Origin of the sequence: Desulfuribacillus stibiiarsenatis (assembly GCF_001742305.1) — a bacterium.
In the GTDB taxonomy this organism is placed as follows: domain Bacteria; phylum Bacillota; class Bacilli; order Desulfuribacillales; family Desulfuribacillaceae; genus Desulfuribacillus_A; species Desulfuribacillus_A stibiiarsenatis.
In genome coordinates this window covers 1-20106 of record NZ_MJAT01000035.1, presented here as the reverse complement: position 1 = coordinate 20106, position 20106 = coordinate 1, and the positions used below count along the sequence as shown (strand labels likewise).

The following is a 20106-nucleotide window of genomic DNA, read 5'->3' as shown; positions in this document are numbered from 1 at the left end:
TTTAGAGATACGCTACACTGGTTCTTGTGGTGTTCTTATGGTGCCTTGATACCAACTGAATTACATCAGATACCGACTGAATTACACGGGTAGGAACTTATTGGCAAAGGAACAACAATTTAATTCTATAGAGATCCGTATTTATTCTACTGTTACTGATTTCGCTAGGTTTCTTGGCTTATCTACGTCATTCCCGCGTAGTATTGATGCATAATAGGCAAGCAGCTGTAATGGGATAACAGATAAGATTGGTGTTAGAAGCGGGTGCGTTTTCGGAATCGTAATCATTTCGTCCGCTACATCCGCTGCTTTCATATCACCTTCATTGACCACTGCTATAATCTTCGCGTCACGGGCTTTCACTTCTATGACGTTACTCATTGTCTTCTCATATACATCCGGTTGTGTCAGTAAGCTAATGACTGGAATCCCATCTTCTATTAAAGCAATTGTTCCATGTTTTAACTCACCAGCAGCATATGCTTCTGCGTGGATATAGGAGATTTCCTTTAGCTTTAGTGCACCTTCTAATGCAACGGTGTAATCCATGCCACGGCCAATAAAGAATGCGCTATTCCAATCAACAACACCTTTTGCCACTTCTTTCGCACGGTCCTTAGCAGCAACAAGCTGTGCTGCTTGCTCTGGGATCATTTGCAGTGCTTGCAGGATTTCCACACGATCTTGCACAGAAATAGTATTACGTTTCTCAGCCATGAAAACTGCTAGTAAATATATTGCTAATAGCTGTGTAGTATATGCCTTTGTTGATGCTACAGCGATTTCTGGACCCGCCCAAGTGTAGATGACGTCATTTGCTTCACGAGCTACAGAACTACCTACAACATTCGTAATAGCCGCTACTCTTGCTCCAGAAGATTTGCCTAGTCTTAGCGCTGCTAAGGTATCCGCTGTTTCTCCTGATTGGCTAATGACTAATACTAATGTCTTATCATTAATAATCGGATCACGATAACGGAACTCTGATGCAACTTCCACTTCCACAGGGATACGAACTAATTTTTCAATCGCGTATTTCCCTACAAGTCCTGCATGGTAGGCTGTTCCACATGCTACGATATGAATTTTTTGGATATCTTGAAGTTCTTTCGCTGTTAATTTCACTTCATCTAGACGAACTTTTCTTTGGCTTTCATCAATGCGGCCTCTTAATGTATCTCTAAGGGCCTTTGGTTGCTCATCGATTTCTTTGAGCATGAAGTGGTCATAGCCACCTTTTTCCGCGGCAACTGCATCCCATTTTACTTCAAATACTTCTTTCACTATCGGGATGCCTGATTCATCATAAATTTGTACATGATCTGCTGTCAAAACAGCAATCTCATGATCATCTAATATATAAGCATTTCTGGTATACTCCAATATAGCTGGAATATCCGAAGCAATAAAATTCTCATTAATTCCAAGCCCGATCACTAGTGGGCTGTCTTTACGCGCTACAATAATCTTATCTTTCTCGTATTCAGAAATAACTGCTGTCGCATAAGATCCTTCTAGGCGAGAAAGGGCTAAGCGAAAAGTCTCAAGTATATCGCCATTAAAAAGCTCTTCCATCAGATGCGCGATTACTTCTGTATCTGTTTCGGATTTAAACTCATGACCAAGCGCCTTTAATTCTGCGCGAAGTTCTGCATAGTTCTCAATAATACCATTGTGCACAACTGCTATTTTACCAGTGCAATCAAAGTGTGGATGGCTGTTTTCATCCGACGGACGACCATGGGTTGCCCAACGAGTGTGACCTACACCGCGACATCCGATTAATTTGTTCTCGCTAACCTTTGATTCAAGGTTCTTCAGGCGCCCAACAGATTTCGTTACAACGATACAATCACCGACGTCAATTGCCACACCAGCTGAGTCATATCCTCTGTATTCTAATTTCTTTAAACCATTGACTAAAATTTCTTGGGCTTGTTGATGCCCGATGTACCCTACAATACCACACATAAAAAAAGCTCCTCTCAAAGCAGATTTTGCCGTTGTGAGCTTAGTTAGACTTAGCCTTGAGAGTCCCTTGTATCCACTGGTCGCCCAATGTTTTTCGTTCATCTCTTGCAGCATAGGCTAATACTGGAAGGCATCCGCCGAATTGTTCGATCACCTTCACCTCGTCAACTGAATATTCAGTCCTGGCGCTATTGACATACATAAAAATCTACTAGCAATATAAAACGGCATACATTACAGTATGCCGCATTTTTGCTTTTTGTGCAATAGTACTATTTCTGGTCATTAATGATTCATTGTTCCATTATTCATCGGATGCTGATTTGTGTTTTGATTTTCTCTATTACCATGGGCTCCATGGCCTTCCCCATCAGCTGATTCTATTTCAACGAGATGATCTAAGTCGCCTTGTTGCTCCCAGCTAATCCAATTTGTCAATCCCACAATGTAAAGGTGGTTATACGGTCCTTCTGTTGGTGTCTGTTGAAACAAAGGTTTCAATTCTCCTAGATACGCTGACAATTGTTTAGGTGCCTGACCAGCTTCCGTCAGCAGCATCGGAGCATGTTTTCCACGATGAGCGAGTGCTGATGCAGCAATTGATTCTTGTGAAAATTGACTATTTGCTAAGATTATACCATGTCCTGGTTTCGATATATTCCAGCCAAAACCTGTTTGTTGGTCATAGTATTGTGCGAATTTTATAGAATTGGTGATTGGATTATCCCCTGCTATCCTAACAACACTTCCGTATTGTCGAAGAACATCCTCTACAGTAGGGTTGATTGCATCTTCAGGACCTAATAGATATATGTTTGCTTTCCCTTGGCGTTTTTCTAACGCTTCACGCGTTTCCCCTGGGACGTCTGCTTGCGTCACATATAATAGTGGTTCTGGCATGTGGGATATCCAAGCTCCTGCCGGCAATGCGTACGCTGCATTTTCTGCCGTCGATATGATTACGGACAGCGGTAACTCTCCGCTTATCTCAGCGTAATATGTATCAATTTCTCTAGCAAGTCCAAAAATATTATCAGCATTTATTGTGTACACCTGAAAATGTCCAGCAAGTAGTTCAACTGCAGTGTCTTCCATGCCTACCGCAATTACTTGTGTGCCATCTTCGGCTCCTAATGGATTGAGTCTCATTAGCTCATTCATAATTGAATCCGATATATCTGACTGACTCGTGACTAGAAGCGGACCATCACTTGGATGATGAACCAAGTTCAAAGCTATCAGTTGTGCCTGCCAACTCTCCACTGGGGCTACCAGTACAACATTCGGTCTTGTTCCTGTATTCGTAGAAGGCCATATCATTCTTGACGTAGAGATCGATATTTCTTCAGCACTGGAACCCACAATTCTAGATGTGTTCTTAGTTGCTATGTACATTGTTTCTTCTGAGAATACTGATTCTGGGTCTGGTTGATGGTCCGTATTATGTCTTGGAGCACAGCCTACAAATAGCAAACTGACAAGTAACCCAACAATACACATCTTAGCTAAAACATTCGTTTTCTTCCATTGTTTATTCATTTTCAAATCCTCCTTAACAATTATTCATATGCATTTATATTGCTTTAAAAATCCCTGTAAATACATAGTATTACTAAGTTTATTGAGTGTCAAAATATTACAAGCAAGAAATTTAACTATACGTTTATTTTTCAGAATTAAAAAAAGCAGCAAGATAATCTAATTCGCTGCTTTAGCTTGTCTTATGATTTGTATTTCATATTACTATTATGCTTCGCTAATTTCTAATTCACTACATCGACAATTTCATTGACGATAATTATGGATAAATTAAAATTATCTGCGATTTGTAACGCCTTTAAAATCCAGTCGCCTTTTCTAGGCAGCATTTGCAAGCAATTGCTTTTCTTTATTTGCTGCTTCCAGTTTCTTAATGTCGGCTTTAAGAAAGATAGAAATCATGAGTGACACACACATCAAGGCGGTAAAAAGATAGAATACAGGAAGGTAACTACCCGTTTGCTCCTTAATAATTGACACTAATAGCGGTCCTAGAATTCCTCCCATAGACCATGTTGTTAGCAGATAGCCATGAATAGCACCTAGCCTTTTTACGCCAAACATATCTGCAATAAAAGCAGGTAGGTTGGAAAACCCGCCACCATAACAGCTCACAACAATCAATATAAGCAGCTGGAACAAAATCGCATTTGTTGTCATCGTAAGCGTGATAAACGCTAAAATTTGTAACACAAAGAATATCATGTATATGTGACGTCGTCCAATATAGTCAGAGATGGTCGCCCACAGGAGTCTACCTCCCCCATTAAAGAGGCCCATAAATCCAACCATTGTTCCTGCTGCTACAGCAGATAATCCAACAACTTCTTGAGCCATTGGGGAAGCTACAGAAATCATCATAATCCCGGCAGAGGTGTTAACAAGCATCATAGCCCATAACATCCAAAAACGTTTGGTTCGAACTGCTTCTCTTTGCGTTAATTGTGCTAAATCTGCTATTTTTGCTCTTCTTCCAGATGCGATAGCGTCCTGCATTCCCTTCGGCATCCACCCTTCTGGTGGAGGTGCTATGTAAGAAGCACCCAAGATCATAATTACAAAATAACTAGCACCAAGAATGTAAAATGTATTCGAGATACCCACTGCCAATATCAACTTTGCAGCTACTGGTGCTGTTAAAAGTGCCCCAGCCCCAAATCCTAAAACTGCCATTCCCGTCGCAAATCCTCTACGATCTGGAAACCATTTCACTAGCGTAGATACAGGAGCAATATAGCCAATCCCTAAACCAAGGCCACTGAGTAGACCATAAGTGAGGATAAAAAGTGCCAGTGAATCCACTGCAATTGAGACTCCAGCACCTGCTTGTCCAATGCTAAATAGCACGGCAGCTGTAATAGTCGACTTCCGTGGGCCCATATTTTCTACAAAACTACCAAAAAAAGCAGCAGATAATCCAGCAAGTGCCATCATAAGCGTAAAAGCAAGGGTAATTTCAGTCATACTCCAGCCCAAACTATCATGGATAGGAATCTTATATACACTGTATGCGTATGCTGCGCCAATAGAGAGGTGAATTGAGATAGCTGAAAATGCGATGAGCCATCTATTTTTATTCGTTTTCATCGTGTTGTCTCCTTCTAAAATGTGCTATATTTATTTGTTTGTACCCTTATATTTTTAATTTTTCATTGGAACACTTAATATTATTTTGTTTCTGTATTATAACAATACGATAATTCCCGCACTTTGTGATAAAAATTGTCCGAATGGTAGAAATCAATGTATGAAATGCAAAAAACCGGGTATCAATGGCGTATCTTGCACCATAATAACCTGGTTTTCTTATCACATATTCTAAAGAAACTTAGTTCAGACAGAGCTTTTACTACACCTGAACTCTAGTTGCTCTTATTTCGCCCTATACTAATTCTTTCTTAATTACATCTACAATTTCATTGACAATCAATAGCAACTGTTCTTCATCTGGACCTTCCGCCATAACCCTTACTAAAGGTTCTGTACCCGACGGACGGACTAACACGCGTCCGCTATTCCCTAGCTTTTGCTCATTCTTAACAATCGCTTCTTTAATTGCAGGGTTGGTGTGTAATGCATCCTTATCATTGACACGAATGTTCACTAACAATTGCGGGTACTTGCGCATAACTTGGCACAACTCATGTAACGGCTTCTTCTTACGTACGACTAAATCAGCAATCTGTAATGCCGTTAAAATCCCATCGCCTGTTTTACCATATTCAAGGAATATAATATGCCCTGACTGTTCTCCACCTAAAGTATATCCATGTTGTATCATTGCTTCTAGCACATATTTGTCACCGACTTTGGTTTGGTCAGTACGGATTTGTAGCTCCTCTACTGCCACGAACAAGCCCATGTTCGCCATTACTGTAGTAACTACTGTGTTATCTACAAGCTTTCCGCGTTCCTTCATATCTTTGCCGCAAATCGCTAAGATATAGTCGCCATCCACTATATTCCCTAAAGAATCGACCGCGATTAAGCGATCAGCATCCCCATCAAACGCGAATCCTATGTCAGCTTGTACTTCAAACACACTGTTCTTCAATTCTTGAATATGGGTAGACCCACAATCTGCGTTAATGTTAATGCCAGTCGGTTGATTAAATAGACAGATAATCTCTGCACCGAGTGCAGCAAATATCTTCGGTGCTAGCTCACTGGCAGATCCATTGGCGCAATCTAAGACAATTTTCATACCTGCAAACGAGCTACTAACTGTCGACTTTAGATGGTTAGCGTAGATGTCTACTCCATCGTGGATGTATCTGCATTTGCCAATCTTATCATGGGTCTGACGCGGAATCTGTTGATACAATGCATCGTCGATTAAGTATTGTTCGATGGATTCCTCTAGCGCTTCTGAGAGTTTAAGTCCTAAGTGATTAAACAGCTTAATGCCATTGTCTGGATACGGGTTATGTGATGCACTAATCATCGCCCCAGCCAATGCCTGATAATGTTGCACTAAAAATGATACTGCGGGTGTAGGTACAAGTCCCAGCTTTAATATGTTAACACCTACAGACATCAGTCCTGATGCTAATGCATTTTCCAACATATCACTTGAAAGCCTAGAATCTTTGCCGATAATGATGCTACACCCTTTAGCTTCTTTGCATAATACATGACCTGCAGCTTTTCCCAAACGAAATGCTAGCTCAGGTGTCAGTTCTTGATTCGCAACGCCGCGGATTCCATCTGTTCCAAAAAATACTCCCATATTGTCACCTACTACTTTCTAAAATCTAACCTACTTATTCCAAATTATACCTTACATTTCACCGAATCCCATCCTACTTATCCGAACACTATCCTACATTTTCCGAGAATTATATTTTGCATTTATTGCTCTACACCAATACATGTATCTAACGTTCTTTATTTCCCTAGTGTTGCCGAAGTCCCATTATCCATCTTGACTATTTGGGTTCCATTATTGAAACGATTGGTTCGAGTAAGACTGGATCATTGATTCTGCTATTTTCAAACCGTCTACGGCCGCACTTATGATTCCACCAGCGTATCCAGCACCTTCCCCTGTGGGGTACAATCCCGCAGTATTGATTGACTCTCCCGATTCCTTACGGTGAATACGCAATGGCGAAGACGTTCGAGTTTCTATCCCCGTCAATATTGCATCGCCAAAATCGAAACCAGGCATTCGTTTACCAAAATCACGGATTGCTTGTTTCAAGGCGTCGATTACGAACTCAGGTAGACATTCCCGCAGGTCAGCGGGTGTGACACCCGGTTTATACGAGGGTATTACGCTTGATTGCGATAAGTCTGTGGTCGGCTGCCCCTCCAAAAAATCACGAACAAGCTGGGCCGGTGCAAAGAAGTTACGACCCCCAACTTCATAGGCTTGCCTTTCCCATTTTCTCAAATATTCTAACCCAAGTAAAGGGGATTTTCCTGGCTGAAACCCATAGTCTTCAGGGTCAATGTTGACCACTAATGCAGAATTGGCGTTTTGTAGATCCCGCGCATGGTAGCTCATACCGTTGGTGACAACACCGCCATCCTCTGATGCCGCCGCAACCACGATTCCTCCTGGGCACATGCAAAAAGAGTAGACAGTTCGGTCTAGTGATTCATCTTTCTTACGGACGAGCTGGTATTCTGCTGCGCCTAGATCTTTATGATCATAATATTCACCATACTGCGATTGGTTCACCATTGTCTGAGGATGTTCAATCCGAACACCTATGGCGAGACTTTTCGGGTCCATCGCTACATTCTTCTCATTCAGCATATGGAATGTATCCCTCGCGCTATGACCAATCGCTAGTATCACGTGATTCGTCTCTATATATGTCGTTTCATGCTTGTCAGAGGCATGTACATGTACTCCTACTACTTTTTGATTCTCAAGTTCGATATCTACTACTTTATGTTCAAAGCGAATTTCCCCTCCGGCATTCAATACCATATCCCGTAGGCTCTTTACTACGTTACGAAGGATGTCTGTTCCGATGTGCGGTTTATTGATATAACTAATTTCCTCTGGGGCACCTGCTTTTATTAAGTAATCATACACATGATCAATTCTTGTGTCACGAATTCTAGTCGTAAGCTTTCCATCAGAAAAGGTCCCCGCGCCACCTTCACCGAATTGAATATTCGACTCTGGATTGAGCTTTCCTGTCTGCCAAAACTCATCAATATCTTTAGCGCGGCGGTCTACATCTTTTCCTCGTTCGAGGATGATTGGGCGATATCCGTATTCTGCTAGGATAATCCCGGCCATGAGTCCCGCTGGGCCGCTCCCAACTATTACTGGACGATGTTGCATAGGCTTATCCCCGATATTAAGTGAAATCGGTGTTGTTTCTTGATATGGTTCTATGTTTTTCAACCGTTTGTTCTGAAGAATTTTTCGTTCATCCTGACAAGTAACTACGACTTGGTATACAAAATGCAATTGATCTTTCTTACGCGCATCGAGTGATCGTTTCAATATTTGATACTGCTGAATTTGTTCTTTATTGACTTTCAACTCCTTTATGATGGCATGAAGAAGGGCATGTGAATCATGCCCTATTGGAAGTTTTATATTTGATATTTTCAACATACTACAATCACCTATCTCCGTTCAATCGTTACTTTTACTTCATTGGTCTGTAAGTCAAATGGTTTTACAAATCTAGGGGTAACAATTTGAATTGGAATCACATGTTCTCCCAAGGTCTTATTGCTTACGTCGATGAAGACTTGAATATCTTCTTTTTTGAGGTTTTTCAAACGCTCTGGTGCCGCTTCAAATGAGACATCAAGATTCTGCAATTCCATTTTGACGTTTATATTATCCCCTAAGCCGTTCATCAATATCGGGATGTTCTCTAGTCTTCTAGTTTCTGACGCGACGACTTCCACAGTAAAAGAAATCGATTCCGGCTGAATCTGTGTGACTCCTTCTAAGACCGGCAATTGCTTGTCAACTGTTGACGTTTGTGATAATCCTTCAATTGAAATTATTGGTACAGGGAAGTACTCATAACGATCGATTTCTTCCTGTGGCCCAAAAATGGTAACCGCTTCGAGTGATGGCAAGACACGACTCACGCTAAACCCTTGCGCAGGGTAACCTTCGTAATGCAAATTCAGTGGCAGTTCTTTAAATGGACTTGAGACTGGTACCGTTACATCGACCACCGCTGGGTTAATGTCTACTTGTACTTCATTGCCTTGTGCATCAAACGCACGAACTCTTACTGTTTGTTCTATGGCCGCCCTTGCATCCTGAATTACAATCTGGGCAGTAATCGATTGGATTCTCTCTAAGTTCTCCTCTGTCCCCGTGACAAAGATTCTGCTCGGAGAGATGATCGGTTGACCAACGGTAAACCCAGGTGCAACAACCCCTTGTAGAACAATCTGGACCGGCATCTCTACTGTTGTCTTACGATCAAGAGCTATCGTCACCTCTGCTGGATGAATTGATGCTTGCACACCTGTCGGAATTCCTTCTAACTGTAATTGCAGAGTATGAGTCCCTTGCTCTAATTCCATGGCATCGGCTACAACTTTCAGCGAACCTGGAAAGACTCTACGGATGTCTAAAGGGTGTCCCCGTAGCAAAATATCTACGTTTTCTGTTTCTACCATGATCGCGAACTGCGTATCATCATAGAGATATGTAATCGGTACCTTATACTCATGCTCAGTCACACTTGGCTGGACCGTTCCGTCATCGGCGTTGACGACTAGCCATAAGAGAACAGCTAGCATAACGGCAAAAATCTTCGCAAACATATTACTCTGTAGCCATTTATCCATTCTTAGACATCCTCCTTAACCAGAAAGGTGCCTTCGTCTTTGGCGTTACCATGTGTTTCATTAATCTCTCTTGCAGAGACTTCTCATCTAAATCACGATATAATTGACCATTTAATGCAATTGAAATCTGTCCCGTTTCCTCTGAAACGATAATCGAAAGGGCATCTGATTGCTCGCTAATTCCAATCGCAGCACGATGGCGAGTGCCTAAGGCTTTGCTGATGAATGGGTTTTCACTCAGTGGCAAGTAACATGCAGCCGCAAGAATCTTATCTTTGCGAATAATAACAGCGCCGTCATGTAATGGTGTATTCGGAATGAATATGTTGATCAGTAACTGAGAGCTCACTTCTGCTCCTAATCCAGTACCCGTCTCTGTAAAATCATTGAGGCCTGATTCTCCCTCAATTACAATAAGACCGCCAATTTTATTCTTGGATAACGACGTAGACGATGTGACAATTTCTTTAATTGTCTCCGCTAGCAAGCCTTCATCTTGATTCGAACTGCGAAAAAAGCTACCGCGACCAAGCTGTTCTAGCGCACGACGTAGCTCTGGCTGAAATACCACCGGAATCGCGAAAAAGAAGGTTGTCAATGTCTTATCTAATAACCAATTTAATGCCCGAAACTCAAAATAGCTACTGAGGGCAGTTGCCAAAATAATGACAATTACCCCTTGCAGTAGCTGAACGGCCCTTGTTCCTCGAATGAGAACTATTAATTTATATAAGACAAAACTGACCAAAAATATATCGATCAGGTCTTTAAAGTCATTGAACATCCCTGTCACTTCGTATTCACCCATAATTCAACCTGCTTTCCAGATAAATCCTTATTTCAATCCTATCACAAAACGGAAGATTTCATAATATATTTCAACAAAATAATTATAAAATCCTTCCAATGCATACGAATGATTTCTGAAAAGCTATCGAATATAGTGAAAAATTACGAGGATAGACCTTTTATTAACACATCGGCAACCTCTGGTCGCGTGAATTGTTGTGGTGGTCTTTGCCCATTTCTTAATAATTCTCTTACTTTTGTCCCGCTTAATGTTAAGCGATCTTCTGCCGTATGCGGACAAGTTTTGAACGACGCCATACCTTCACATTTTTTGCAATAGAAGCTATGCTCAAAAAACAATGGCGTGATCTCTAACTCATCCTTATCGTAGTGAGAGAATATATATTGTGCATCATAGGTACCATAATAGTCTCCTACCCCTGCATGGTCACGGCCGACAATAAAATGTGTACAGCCATAGTTTTTGCGCACGATCGCATGGAAAATAGCTTCCCTCGGACCTGCATAACGCATAGCAGCAGGATAGATACCTAAAAATGTACGATGTAATGGATAATAATTTTTCAGTAGGACTTCATAGCTTTCCATTCGTATATCAGCAGGAACATCGTCTTCTTTCGTATCCCCAACTAATGGATTTAAGAATAATCCGTCAACGATTTCTAACGCACTCTTTTGAATATATTCATGCGCTCTATGAACTGGATTGCGCGTCTGGAAACCTACGATCGTCTTCCATCCACGCGCAGCAAATTCTTTTCTCGTTTGTTCTGGTGTAAAATAATAATCTGAGAATGGTCGATCGTCTCTTGATTGCAATAGTGTAATTGGTCCTGCTAGATAGATTTCTCCGCGATCATATAGTCTTTTTACCCCTGGATGCGCCTCATCAGTCGTTAGATATACGCGTTCTGCCTCTTTTTGCTTATCGTAATTATATGCTTCTTCTACTGTCATTATGGCATATATCTCACTTGTTTCTTTGTTTACTAGACGTACTGCATCGCCAACATTGATTTGGCTCGCTGTAGCCTCATCGACTGCGAATGTTACTGGAATACTCCAAGGAAGACCGTTTGCCAGTCTCATGCTTGCTAGCACATTTTGATAGTCCACGGAACCCATGAATCCAGTGAGTGGGCTAAAGGCACCAATTGCAATCATTTCGATATCAGACAATGTCCAACTATCGATTGGGATTGATAATGCTTGAGCCGTCTGCGCAAGTAATGCATCTTTATCTTCTGCGATTCTATTGATTAATATGCCACCATGAGGCAGGATTTGTTCTGTCATTGCGTTCGTCTCCTTTAGATAGATTCCGTAGGAATCACAAATATATCTTTACGACCATCTGGATATTCTAAGTTCCAGACAATCTGATTCTTCTCAGTTTTTGGCGTAAGCTTCGCCCCATAACCTGCAAGCTCATAAGGTAGCTTCGTCTCGATTGCTTGTTGTGGACATGCTTTGACACATGCCATGCAGTCCCAACAGTCTTGTTTACTGCGGATATATGCTTTATTTTCTTGATTTCGTGTCATTAGGTTTCCAGGACAAACGGTCTCACAGCGACTTTCTACTGCTTTATTACACCCATTACAACGGTGAAGATTGACTACTACTGACATACAAATCCTCCTACCTTGGTAAATAACGATTGCCAGGTACGATTTGTTCGTACGGACGCTCTACCATTTGTATTTCACCTTCTTGGTTGCGATATGAATTCACGAACTTCAACCACTGCATATCGTTTCTCTCTGGGTAATCCGTACGTGACTGGTATGCTGGCCATCTTGTTTCTTTGCGATGCAGTAAGTGTTGCACAAGGACTTCTGCCACATCTAAGCGGTCGATAACTTCATGCACATTCATCAGTTCAAATGTGTCTTTTGCTACTAAAAACGGGATTTGACTTCTAAGTTGCTTGAGACGTTTTTCGGCAATTTTCAAGCGTGGCTCTGACATTTCATAGTAGCTGCTAACACCGCCTGCGTACTCATCCATGATCTTTTGTAGACGACCTTCCATTTCCTCATAAGTTACGCCTGTTTGACCTTCTACATAGCGTTCTAGAGGACCAAAGACTCTGTCTATTTCTTGCTCTGCTAACGCATCGACGTCCAGATTTTCAGAGGCGCTATTAGCTTCAACTTCCCCAAGTTCGGTGATTGCTTTACGGGCCGCAATTACCCCTTCTGCAAAACATCCACTGACGAACTTGAATGGCGCTCCTCCCGCTACATCACCTGCTGCAAAAAGCCCTTCAAGCGTAGTCTTGCGATCTGGATCAATCCAATACCCAGCTTGGTTATGTCCACCCATAATATATGGCTCCGTACCTTGTAATTCAATCGGCTCTTGATCAGGCTCTATGCCGTTTGCAGCCCAATACAGAACAATATCAGGATACATATCTAAGAATGACTTCTTCAGCTCATACGCCTGCTCTTTCGATAAATGTGTCGTGTCCATATAACAAGGGCCGCGGCCCTCTTTCATTTCCTTAGTCGGTCCATATACTCGATACGGTGTAGGTGCGCCTTCTCCACCAACATGTGCGAACTTCGTCTGCATGAACTTCTCTTTATTGGCATTGACTTGTGGAGCACCAAAACCTAACGCCAGTGTTCCCGTTGGTGAAATAATATCCTTGGTGCGGAGCGCGATAAAGCGATGCTCAAATGATGTCATCTCCGCACCAGCACGGATTCCCATTGCGTAGCCCGCACCTGCATTAAATGGTGAATACCAAATTTTATGACGCGAGTCTGCTGTGTTGTTCGGCTTGTAAATGCCTGCTGCTCCACCTGTTGCTATGATTGTCTTTTTCGCTTGAATGACATAGAACTCTTCTTTCTTCGTACTTGCTGCGAACGCACCTTTTACAACTCCATTTTCCGTAATATAATTCGTTGCAAACGCACGATTGATAACTTCTACGCCCATATCTAATGCTTTTTTCGCAATAATTGGTTTTAGTTTCTCTCCGTTGATCTTAATGTTCCAGCGACCACGTGGCTGATAATTGCCTTTATCATCTTTTAGAATTGGTAGACCCCAAGATTCTACCTTTTTCACTACATATTCGAACTCCCTCGCCTGCGATAATACGAGATCTTCACGTAACAATCCACAAGCATCATACCGCACATATTTCGTAAAACTTTCTGCCGTTTCGCCAGGGTTCAAATACGCGTTAATTGCATTCATTCCAGCTGCTAGACAGCCACTACGTTCAATGTTGGCTTTTTCTAAAATAGTAACTTTCACGTCAGGGTTTAGTTCCTTTGCTTCGATCGCTGCTAAACATCCTGCGGTGCCTCCGCCAATGATCAATAAATCCGTGCTAATATGTTGTACGCTATGTTTCAACTTTAGCGACTCCTCTCCGCCTATATCGTCGTTACTATATATACTAATTTCGCCTATTTTTGTGCCTGTACGCGCTCGTTTACTTTTTGCTTAAATTGCTCCCAACCTACGTACTCAATCCATCGTCCTAAGCGCCAGCGCTTCTCCCCGAAAGTTTTCCACTCTACAATTACAGCATCAATCCAAGGAAAGATTTCGTCAATATCCGCATTTCTTAGGAGACGTTTTCCGTTTTGCGGATGACGTCCTCCACACCCTCCGATATACACACTAACGCCAGCTTTCACAATTTCTGCGCTACCTGTTGGACAAGCGCGATTACACATGCCGCAATCCACACATTTAGAGTAGTCAATACTGGCTTTGCCATTGCTGATGTGAATGGCATCCTCTTTACATGCATTGGCGCAATGACCACAACCGGTACAAGTGTCTTTATTAATCTTGATCACTTGAGTACCCATAACCCCAATATCGTGGGCTTGTGCACGTGTACAGCTATTAGGGCATCCTGCTACGGATAGCTTAAACTTATGTGGTAATCCAGTAACGTCTTTGTATCGTTCATTGAGGCGCTTTGCTAAATCAGTAGCATAGATTAACCCATTTCGGCACTCCGGTAACGCAGGACAAGCCACTGTGTTTCTAACCGTTCCACCACGCGGGGATAAGTGTAAATCGACTGCTGCTAACTGGCGCGTTACTTCAAATAAAACGCGGCCATCGACATGGGTTAATTGTAAGCCCTGTCGGTCGGTCCAGTGTAAGTCACCAAGCTGATATTGAGCGGCTAGGTCGACAACTTTGCGCATCTGTTCGATTGTTACATTCCCTTGCTCTACACGGGTACGGACTGTCCACAAGTTCCCTTCGCGTTCCTTGACATAGTCTCTAAATAAGTCGCGTCTTTCTTCCTGCACTGGGTAACGGTCATAAAAACCAGATTTTCCACCCAGACGAAATTCCACGTAATCTTTAAATGTATCTTTCGTAATCTGTTTCCGCTTTTCAATTGACCAATTAAAACCATCCGTACAGCGTGAACAAGAACTTTCATGTTCTGCCACATGATTCTTACATGTGCGGCAGAAACGTGCTTCTTGACCACAACCAGGGCAATACAGATAATCTTGAAGAATTTCACCAGAACAGCTCCAGCAATGAAATTTGTTCTCTTCTTTTACGGCCTTACCGAACAGTTCCTCAACCGTTGGTACAAAACGTTGTTGTTTTAACATAGCTCTACCCCCAATATTCTCTATATTGATTCTATTACAAAAGATATCTCCGTAAATTACAAGTGTTATTCGGCTTGATGTTCTTTTTATTAAGTTGCGGATTTTCATGCCTCAACTTTAATTCATAGTATTCTTATATGATTTAATGTATTTAAATGTACTATGTTTTTGTCGATTCGTCAAGCAAAAAAACAAATAAAGAAAACTTGGCATTCGCCAAACCTCAGGTGAATAGAATGCCTTAGTTGCACTGACGCAAAAACACAATAATTTATTATTGATGTGTTGCTAATGCAAAGCTATGTATATCAGATAAAATTTATAAATCTGATGTACGAAAAAAAATGTGGATTTCTCCACATTATAGTTTCACGCATATATCGTTATTTCTCAATTGATTATGATTATGATTGTTCATTCCATGAGAATTCCTGAACAAATTGTTGTAAAAATTGTTCTTGAAACCGTTGCTTCTCAATTAATAGTTCTTTTCCTTTCGATGTCCAAAAAAAACTAGCGGCATGTACTGCCCGTTTAGTCACCCAATGGTCATAACTCTCCAGCATCTCGTCCAGTGTCTGAAACTTATTGCCAGCTATCGTAAAATGCATAAATACACCTTTTGCCCCAAGTTTCTCGAGTACATCCGCTTCTACCAAAATCTTAGATTCTATAGATGCTTTATTGATATGATCGATTCCGCCTCGACCCGTATGATCACGTATCACTTCTGCCACATGATGATAGAATTCTGAGGAAAACCCCCTGCCCCTTAAAAATTCTATCGCAATTCGGGCTCCGTCCTCTGCATGATTTTCTTCTGTACTTGAGAAACGACAAACATCATGAAAAATGCTAGCAGCCTCCAATACGGGTCCGTTCGCTTTCATATCTTCTGCAATCACACGTGCAAACTCCGCTACTTGCAAGGTATGGCGCCAGCGATAATCTGGCTGTCCAATATAGCCCAAAGACTGCCATTCGGTTAACTCTGGCGATTGGGCATAGGTATTGAATATCCGTTCCTTTACATAGGACTTCATCTCACATATTAATTGCTCAGTGAATTCCATGGGGTCTACTCCTCGGATGCCAAGTTGTATTTCTTCATTTTATATTGCAATGCTTGACGTTTGATTCCAAGCTTATTGGCAGTGCGGGAAATATTAAAGTGCTCTTTATCTAACATCTTCTCTATATATTGTTTTTCAATCGTTTCAAAAATATCAGTCATGTTCTCATCCGACTTATCTAATAGTTCTAGCATTCTAATTATTGTCGAATTCATCGTAAATTCCTGCGTTTCAGAGTTTCCGTGACTTTCTCCCTTTGGGTGATCCGTTTGAATGTTTTTGTTTATACCAATCTGATGCTCTTGCGTGTGATCTGCAGGAATGATTTGTATTGATGCTTGTTCACCGATAATTGGCTGAATGTGCTCAAGCTCTATTGTTCTTTGCCCATATTCACACATACCAACGGCATATCGGATTACACTACGTATCTCCCGTAGATTTTGCGGCCAGTTATACTGGATAAACTTTCTTTTGACTTGTTCGTCAAGCTTAAAGCCTTCAGGGATATATTGATCGACAATTGGCATAATATCAACTTTTCTTTGTCTGATTGATGGAATATCTATATGTGCGATCTGTTCATTGCGTTCATTGTATTCACTGGTTAACGGCTGGCTACCGAAAATCAACCAATGCTTTTGGGCATGTTTCTGTTTTCTCTCATTAATAAAATTTATTACGATTTGTAATACGTCAAGATTCGTAATTTCAATGCAATGATATTCATTATTTAATTGGCTTGAGGGAATTTTATCTAAATCCGTTCCACTACTTACTTTATGCCAGATAGGCTTTTTATGTACACTTTTGGTCAATAACAGATATAGTAACTCTTTAACTCCAACACCTGGCTCTCCATATATATACGCATTTTCGGAGGCTTTTAGATATTTTTTTAGATCACGTACGGCAATCCATGTATTATTATCCCGAGTAGATAAATATAGGCCTTCATCCTTTTCCGTAGAAGGGTCTAGTGACGGTACATTCGTTTCTATTAGCCTTTGCTTGGTTACATTCGCTTCAGCCTCTTCGCTCAAATCGCTATGTCTAGTTTTTTGAGTTTCATTTACAGAGTATGTAGGTTGTGAAACACTTTGATCACTTATTGCATTAGAGGCCTTCTTAATTTTCAATTCTCTTAATTCTGCTTTCGTGGTCTCCAGCATTGCTTGCAGCTTTTCATTCTCTTGATTAAACTTAGCGAGCATTGTAACATCCTGGACAATAACGATTGCCCCGAGTACCTCATTACCTTCTAAGATTGGCTCTACTAGCAAATGAAAGGCGCGTAAATCACCAGAAATTGACTGTATTTCATAGTTTTCAAGCTCATACGGTGTCTTGTTTTGAAAGGTATAGTCCACTTGTTCTTGAAAAGGATACTCTTTAAGCCATGAAAAGTATTCGTGGAACATCCCATTCGTTAAAACAGATTCACGGTTATGCGTTATAATATCTACAGCAATCGGTAGTATATCTATCACAGATTGAAAAAAACTATATGGCACAACATTTTCATTCGTGCTTTGCTCCTGCATCATCTATACCCCCAGATAAAACGGTTTATGTACAAACTATCTATAGATTATGACTTACACAATATTTTAGTAATAGTTCTGAAGAACTTATACCTTTACTTATACCTTTACTTATACCTTTACTTATACCTTCTCTATTAGCTTCTCTATAATATAATAATCCTATATAATTTCTACGGTTGTCTATTAAATTCCTGCTGGCGATATTGGGTAAGAAGTCTTATTTATAAGCAATCTTATGTATGTAAAATCATTCCTATTTATGCTATCCACCTTACTCTGGACATAAAGTATAACTTCAAAGATGCATTATAAGTTCAATTGTTAGTATAGAGCTTACTACATTCCTAAATGGATCTATAATTCTAAAGCCCCTAATACAGTATTGATTAACATAACAGAGAGCATGTATTCGTGAATGCCCACCCAACTATTGACAAAAGACAAGTTAAAATTGATAGCATAATTAATATAAAAAACCTTGTACTTAGTACAAGGTTTTTGTGGTGGAGCCAAGCGGGATCGAACCGCTGACCTCCTGCGTGCAAGGCAGGCGCTCTCCCAGCTGAGCTATAGCCCCATATGGAGCGGGTGATGGGAATCGAACCCACGCATCTAGCTTGGAAGGCTAGTGTTCTACCATTGAACTACACCCGCATAATAAACTTACATGGTCGGGGCAGAGGGATTTGAACCCCCGGCCTCTTGGTCCCAAGCCAAGCACTCTACCAAACTGAGCTATACCCCGGTTAAATCGGTCCCACAAGAGATCTTTATTCGCCTCACAGAACCGTTAGTTAGTGTGTTTTCCTTCGAATCTTATATCGAAGAATAGTTAATAGAAGAAAATGGCGTGCCCTGAGAGATTCGAACTCCCGACCTTTTGATTCGTAGTCAAACGCTCTATCCAGCTGAGCTAAGGGCACATATGCCTGGCAACGTCCTACTCTCCCAAGGACCGACGTCCTAAGTACCATTGGCGCTGGAGGGCTTAACGATCGTGTTCGGTATGGGAACGGGTGTGTCCCCTCCGCTATCGCCACCAGACATTTGGAGCGGAAGACGGGATTCGAACCCGCGACCCTCGCCTTGGCAAGGCGATACTCTACCACTGAGCCACTTCCGCAAATGTTATGTGTTACTATTAAATTTCACTTCTTCTATTTTACTGCTATTGCTTGTCTAATGCAATAGGATTTATTAGTGGTGCGGGTGGAGGGACTTGAACCCCCACGGTTGCCCGCTAGATCCTAAGTCTAGTGCGTCTGCCAATTCCGCCACACCCGCAGGTTTACTAATAAAATTAAAATGGTGAGCCATGCTGGACTCGAACCAGCGACACCCTGATTAAAAGTCAGGTGCTCTACCGACTGAGCTAATGGCTCATCATGGCTGGGAAGGCAGGGATCGAACCTACGAATGCCAGAGTCAAAGTCTGGTGCCTTACCGCTTGGCGACTTCCCAATATTGGAACACTTTCATGTTCACAATCCATAAATATGGTGGATAGAGTAGGATTCGAACCTACGAAGGCAGTGCCGGCAGATTTACAGTCTGCTCCCTTTGGCCGACTCGGGCATCTATCCAATTTTGGTGCCGACGAGAGGACTTGAACCCCCAACCTACTGATTACAAGTCAGTTGCTCTACCAATTGAGCTACATCGGCACGGATGGTGGACGGTGACGGGATCGAACCGCCGACCCCCTGCTTGTAAGGCAGGTGCTCTCCCAGCTGAGCTAACCGTCCACATATAATATTAATGGTGACCCGTAGGGGAATCGAACCCCTGTTACCGCCGTGAAAGGGCGGTGTCTTAACCGCTTGACCAACGGGCCAATTTAGCAGCCTTCTGGAGCTCGTAACCGGGATTGAACCGATGACCTCATCCTTACCATGGATGCGCTCTACCGACTGAGCTATACGAGCATGGCTCCTTCGGTAGGACTCGAACCTACAACCTACCGGTTAACAGCCGGTTGCTCCACCGTTGAGCTACGAAGGAATACTGCATGATTGCCTGGCAACGTCCTACTCTCCCAAGGACCTACGTCCTAAGTACCATTGGCGCTGGAGGGCTTAACGATCGTGTTCGGTATGGGAACGGGTGTGTCCCCTCCGCTATCGCCACCAGACATTCAACTACACGCTAAAACCTACTATCGACATCGAAACATTTTTTGTCTTACTCTGTGTGCGTTTTTGGGTTAACCCTTTTGGTTAAGCCCTCGACCGATTAGTATCTGTCCGCTTAACATATCACTAT

At 41.9% G+C, this 20106-nt stretch carries 13 protein-coding genes, 14 tRNA genes and 2 rRNA genes; all 29 read right to left on the bottom strand.

What is annotated here, in order from left to right:
* Positions 1 to 141 precede the first annotated feature (141 nt).
* Entirely contained in the window at positions 142 to 1971 is a 1830-nt protein-coding gene (gene glmS, locus BHU72_RS10600) for a glutamine--fructose-6-phosphate transaminase (isomerizing) (protein WP_069702597.1), read from the bottom strand.
* 285 nt (positions 1972 to 2256) lie between these two features.
* Positions 2257 to 3510 (bottom strand): cell wall-binding repeat-containing protein, encoded by a 1254-nt coding sequence (locus tag BHU72_RS10595; protein ID WP_069702596.1) that lies wholly within the window; start codon positions 3508 to 3510, stop codon positions 2257 to 2259.
* 318 nt (positions 3511 to 3828) lie between these two features.
* The gene (locus BHU72_RS10590) at positions 3829 to 5097 is read right to left on the bottom strand and encodes an L-lactate MFS transporter (RefSeq protein WP_069702595.1); all 1269 of its coding nucleotides are present in this window, start codon (positions 5095 to 5097) and stop codon (positions 3829 to 3831) included.
* A gap of 295 nt (positions 5098 to 5392) precedes the next feature.
* Positions 5393 to 6739, bottom strand: a complete 1347-nt coding sequence (gene glmM, locus BHU72_RS10585; RefSeq protein ID WP_069702594.1) for a phosphoglucosamine mutase — start codon at positions 6737 to 6739, stop codon at positions 5393 to 5395.
* Positions 6740 to 6952: 213 nt separating this feature from the next.
* A complete protein-coding gene (locus tag BHU72_RS10580; protein WP_069702593.1) occupies positions 6953 to 8593 on the bottom strand; it encodes an NAD(P)/FAD-dependent oxidoreductase in 1641 nt (546 codons plus the stop codon).
* Positions 8594 to 8604: 11 nt separating this feature from the next.
* Complete coding sequence (locus tag BHU72_RS10575; protein WP_069702592.1) at positions 8605 to 9798, bottom strand: CdaR family protein; 1194 nt, start codon at positions 9796 to 9798, stop codon at positions 8605 to 8607.
* Positions 9791 to 10606, bottom strand: a complete 816-nt coding sequence (gene cdaA, locus BHU72_RS10570) for a diadenylate cyclase CdaA (protein ID WP_245671892.1) — start codon at positions 10604 to 10606, stop codon at positions 9791 to 9793. Before cdaA ends, BHU72_RS10575 begins: the two co-directional genes overlap by 8 nt.
* Positions 10607 to 10749: 143 nt before the next feature.
* Positions 10750 to 11904 carry a sulfate adenylyltransferase gene (gene sat / locus BHU72_RS10565; protein ID WP_069702591.1) on the bottom strand — a complete coding sequence of 385 codons (1155 nt, stop codon included), beginning with the start codon at positions 11902 to 11904 and terminating at the stop codon, positions 10750 to 10752.
* A 14-nt stretch (positions 11905 to 11918) separates the two neighbouring features.
* On the bottom strand, positions 11919 to 12239 hold the full coding sequence (locus BHU72_RS10560) for a 4Fe-4S dicluster domain-containing protein (RefSeq protein ID WP_069702590.1): 321 nt from the start codon (positions 12237 to 12239) through the stop codon (positions 11919 to 11921).
* A gap of 10 nt (positions 12240 to 12249) precedes the next feature.
* The gene (locus BHU72_RS10555) at positions 12250 to 13986 is read right to left on the bottom strand and encodes an adenylyl-sulfate reductase subunit alpha (RefSeq protein ID WP_083248398.1); all 1737 of its coding nucleotides are present in this window, start codon (positions 13984 to 13986) and stop codon (positions 12250 to 12252) included.
* Between the two features lie 53 nt (positions 13987 to 14039).
* Positions 14040 to 15224, bottom strand: a complete 1185-nt coding sequence (locus tag BHU72_RS10550; RefSeq protein ID WP_069702588.1) for a ferredoxin-like domain-containing protein — start codon at positions 15222 to 15224, stop codon at positions 14040 to 14042.
* A 404-nt stretch (positions 15225 to 15628) separates the two neighbouring features.
* Positions 15629 to 16297, bottom strand: coding sequence for an HD domain-containing protein (locus BHU72_RS10545; RefSeq protein ID WP_069702587.1), 669 nt, complete (start codon positions 16295 to 16297; stop codon positions 15629 to 15631).
* Positions 16298 to 16302: 5 nt separating this feature from the next.
* Positions 16303 to 17841 (bottom strand): helix-turn-helix domain-containing protein, encoded by a 1539-nt coding sequence (locus BHU72_RS10540; protein WP_069702586.1) that lies wholly within the window; start codon positions 17839 to 17841, stop codon positions 16303 to 16305.
* Positions 17842 to 18345: 504 nt separating this feature from the next.
* Positions 18346 to 18421: transfer RNA gene (locus tag BHU72_RS10535), tRNA-Ala, on the bottom strand.
* 3 nt (positions 18422 to 18424) lie between these two features.
* Positions 18425 to 18498, bottom strand: a tRNA-Gly gene (locus BHU72_RS10530).
* A 14-nt stretch (positions 18499 to 18512) separates the two neighbouring features.
* A tRNA-Pro gene (locus tag BHU72_RS10525) sits at positions 18513 to 18589 on the bottom strand.
* A gap of 101 nt (positions 18590 to 18690) precedes the next feature.
* Positions 18691 to 18767: transfer RNA gene (locus BHU72_RS10520), tRNA-Arg, on the bottom strand.
* A gap of 4 nt (positions 18768 to 18771) precedes the next feature.
* Positions 18772 to 18888, bottom strand: a 5S ribosomal RNA gene (gene rrf / locus BHU72_RS10515).
* A 4-nt stretch (positions 18889 to 18892) separates the two neighbouring features.
* Positions 18893 to 18967 (bottom strand) — tRNA-Gly (locus BHU72_RS10510).
* 78 nt (positions 18968 to 19045) lie between these two features.
* Positions 19046 to 19128 (bottom strand) — tRNA-Leu (locus BHU72_RS10505).
* A gap of 22 nt (positions 19129 to 19150) precedes the next feature.
* Positions 19151 to 19226, bottom strand: a tRNA-Lys gene (locus BHU72_RS10500).
* 4 nt (positions 19227 to 19230) lie between these two features.
* Positions 19231 to 19305, bottom strand: a tRNA-Gln gene (locus BHU72_RS10495).
* Positions 19306 to 19341: 36 nt separating this feature from the next.
* Positions 19342 to 19427: transfer RNA gene (locus BHU72_RS10490), tRNA-Tyr, on the bottom strand.
* A gap of 5 nt (positions 19428 to 19432) precedes the next feature.
* Positions 19433 to 19508: transfer RNA gene (locus tag BHU72_RS10485), tRNA-Thr, on the bottom strand.
* A 5-nt stretch (positions 19509 to 19513) separates the two neighbouring features.
* Positions 19514 to 19589: transfer RNA gene (locus tag BHU72_RS10480), tRNA-Val, on the bottom strand.
* A 14-nt stretch (positions 19590 to 19603) separates the two neighbouring features.
* Positions 19604 to 19678: transfer RNA gene (locus tag BHU72_RS10475), tRNA-Glu, on the bottom strand.
* 15 nt (positions 19679 to 19693) lie between these two features.
* Positions 19694 to 19769: transfer RNA gene (locus BHU72_RS10470), tRNA-Thr, on the bottom strand.
* 1 nt (position 19770) lies between these two features.
* Positions 19771 to 19845: transfer RNA gene (locus tag BHU72_RS10465), tRNA-Asn, on the bottom strand.
* 13 nt (positions 19846 to 19858) lie between these two features.
* Positions 19859 to 19975, bottom strand: a 5S ribosomal RNA gene (gene rrf, locus BHU72_RS10460).
* Positions 19976 to 20106 lie beyond the last annotated feature (131 nt).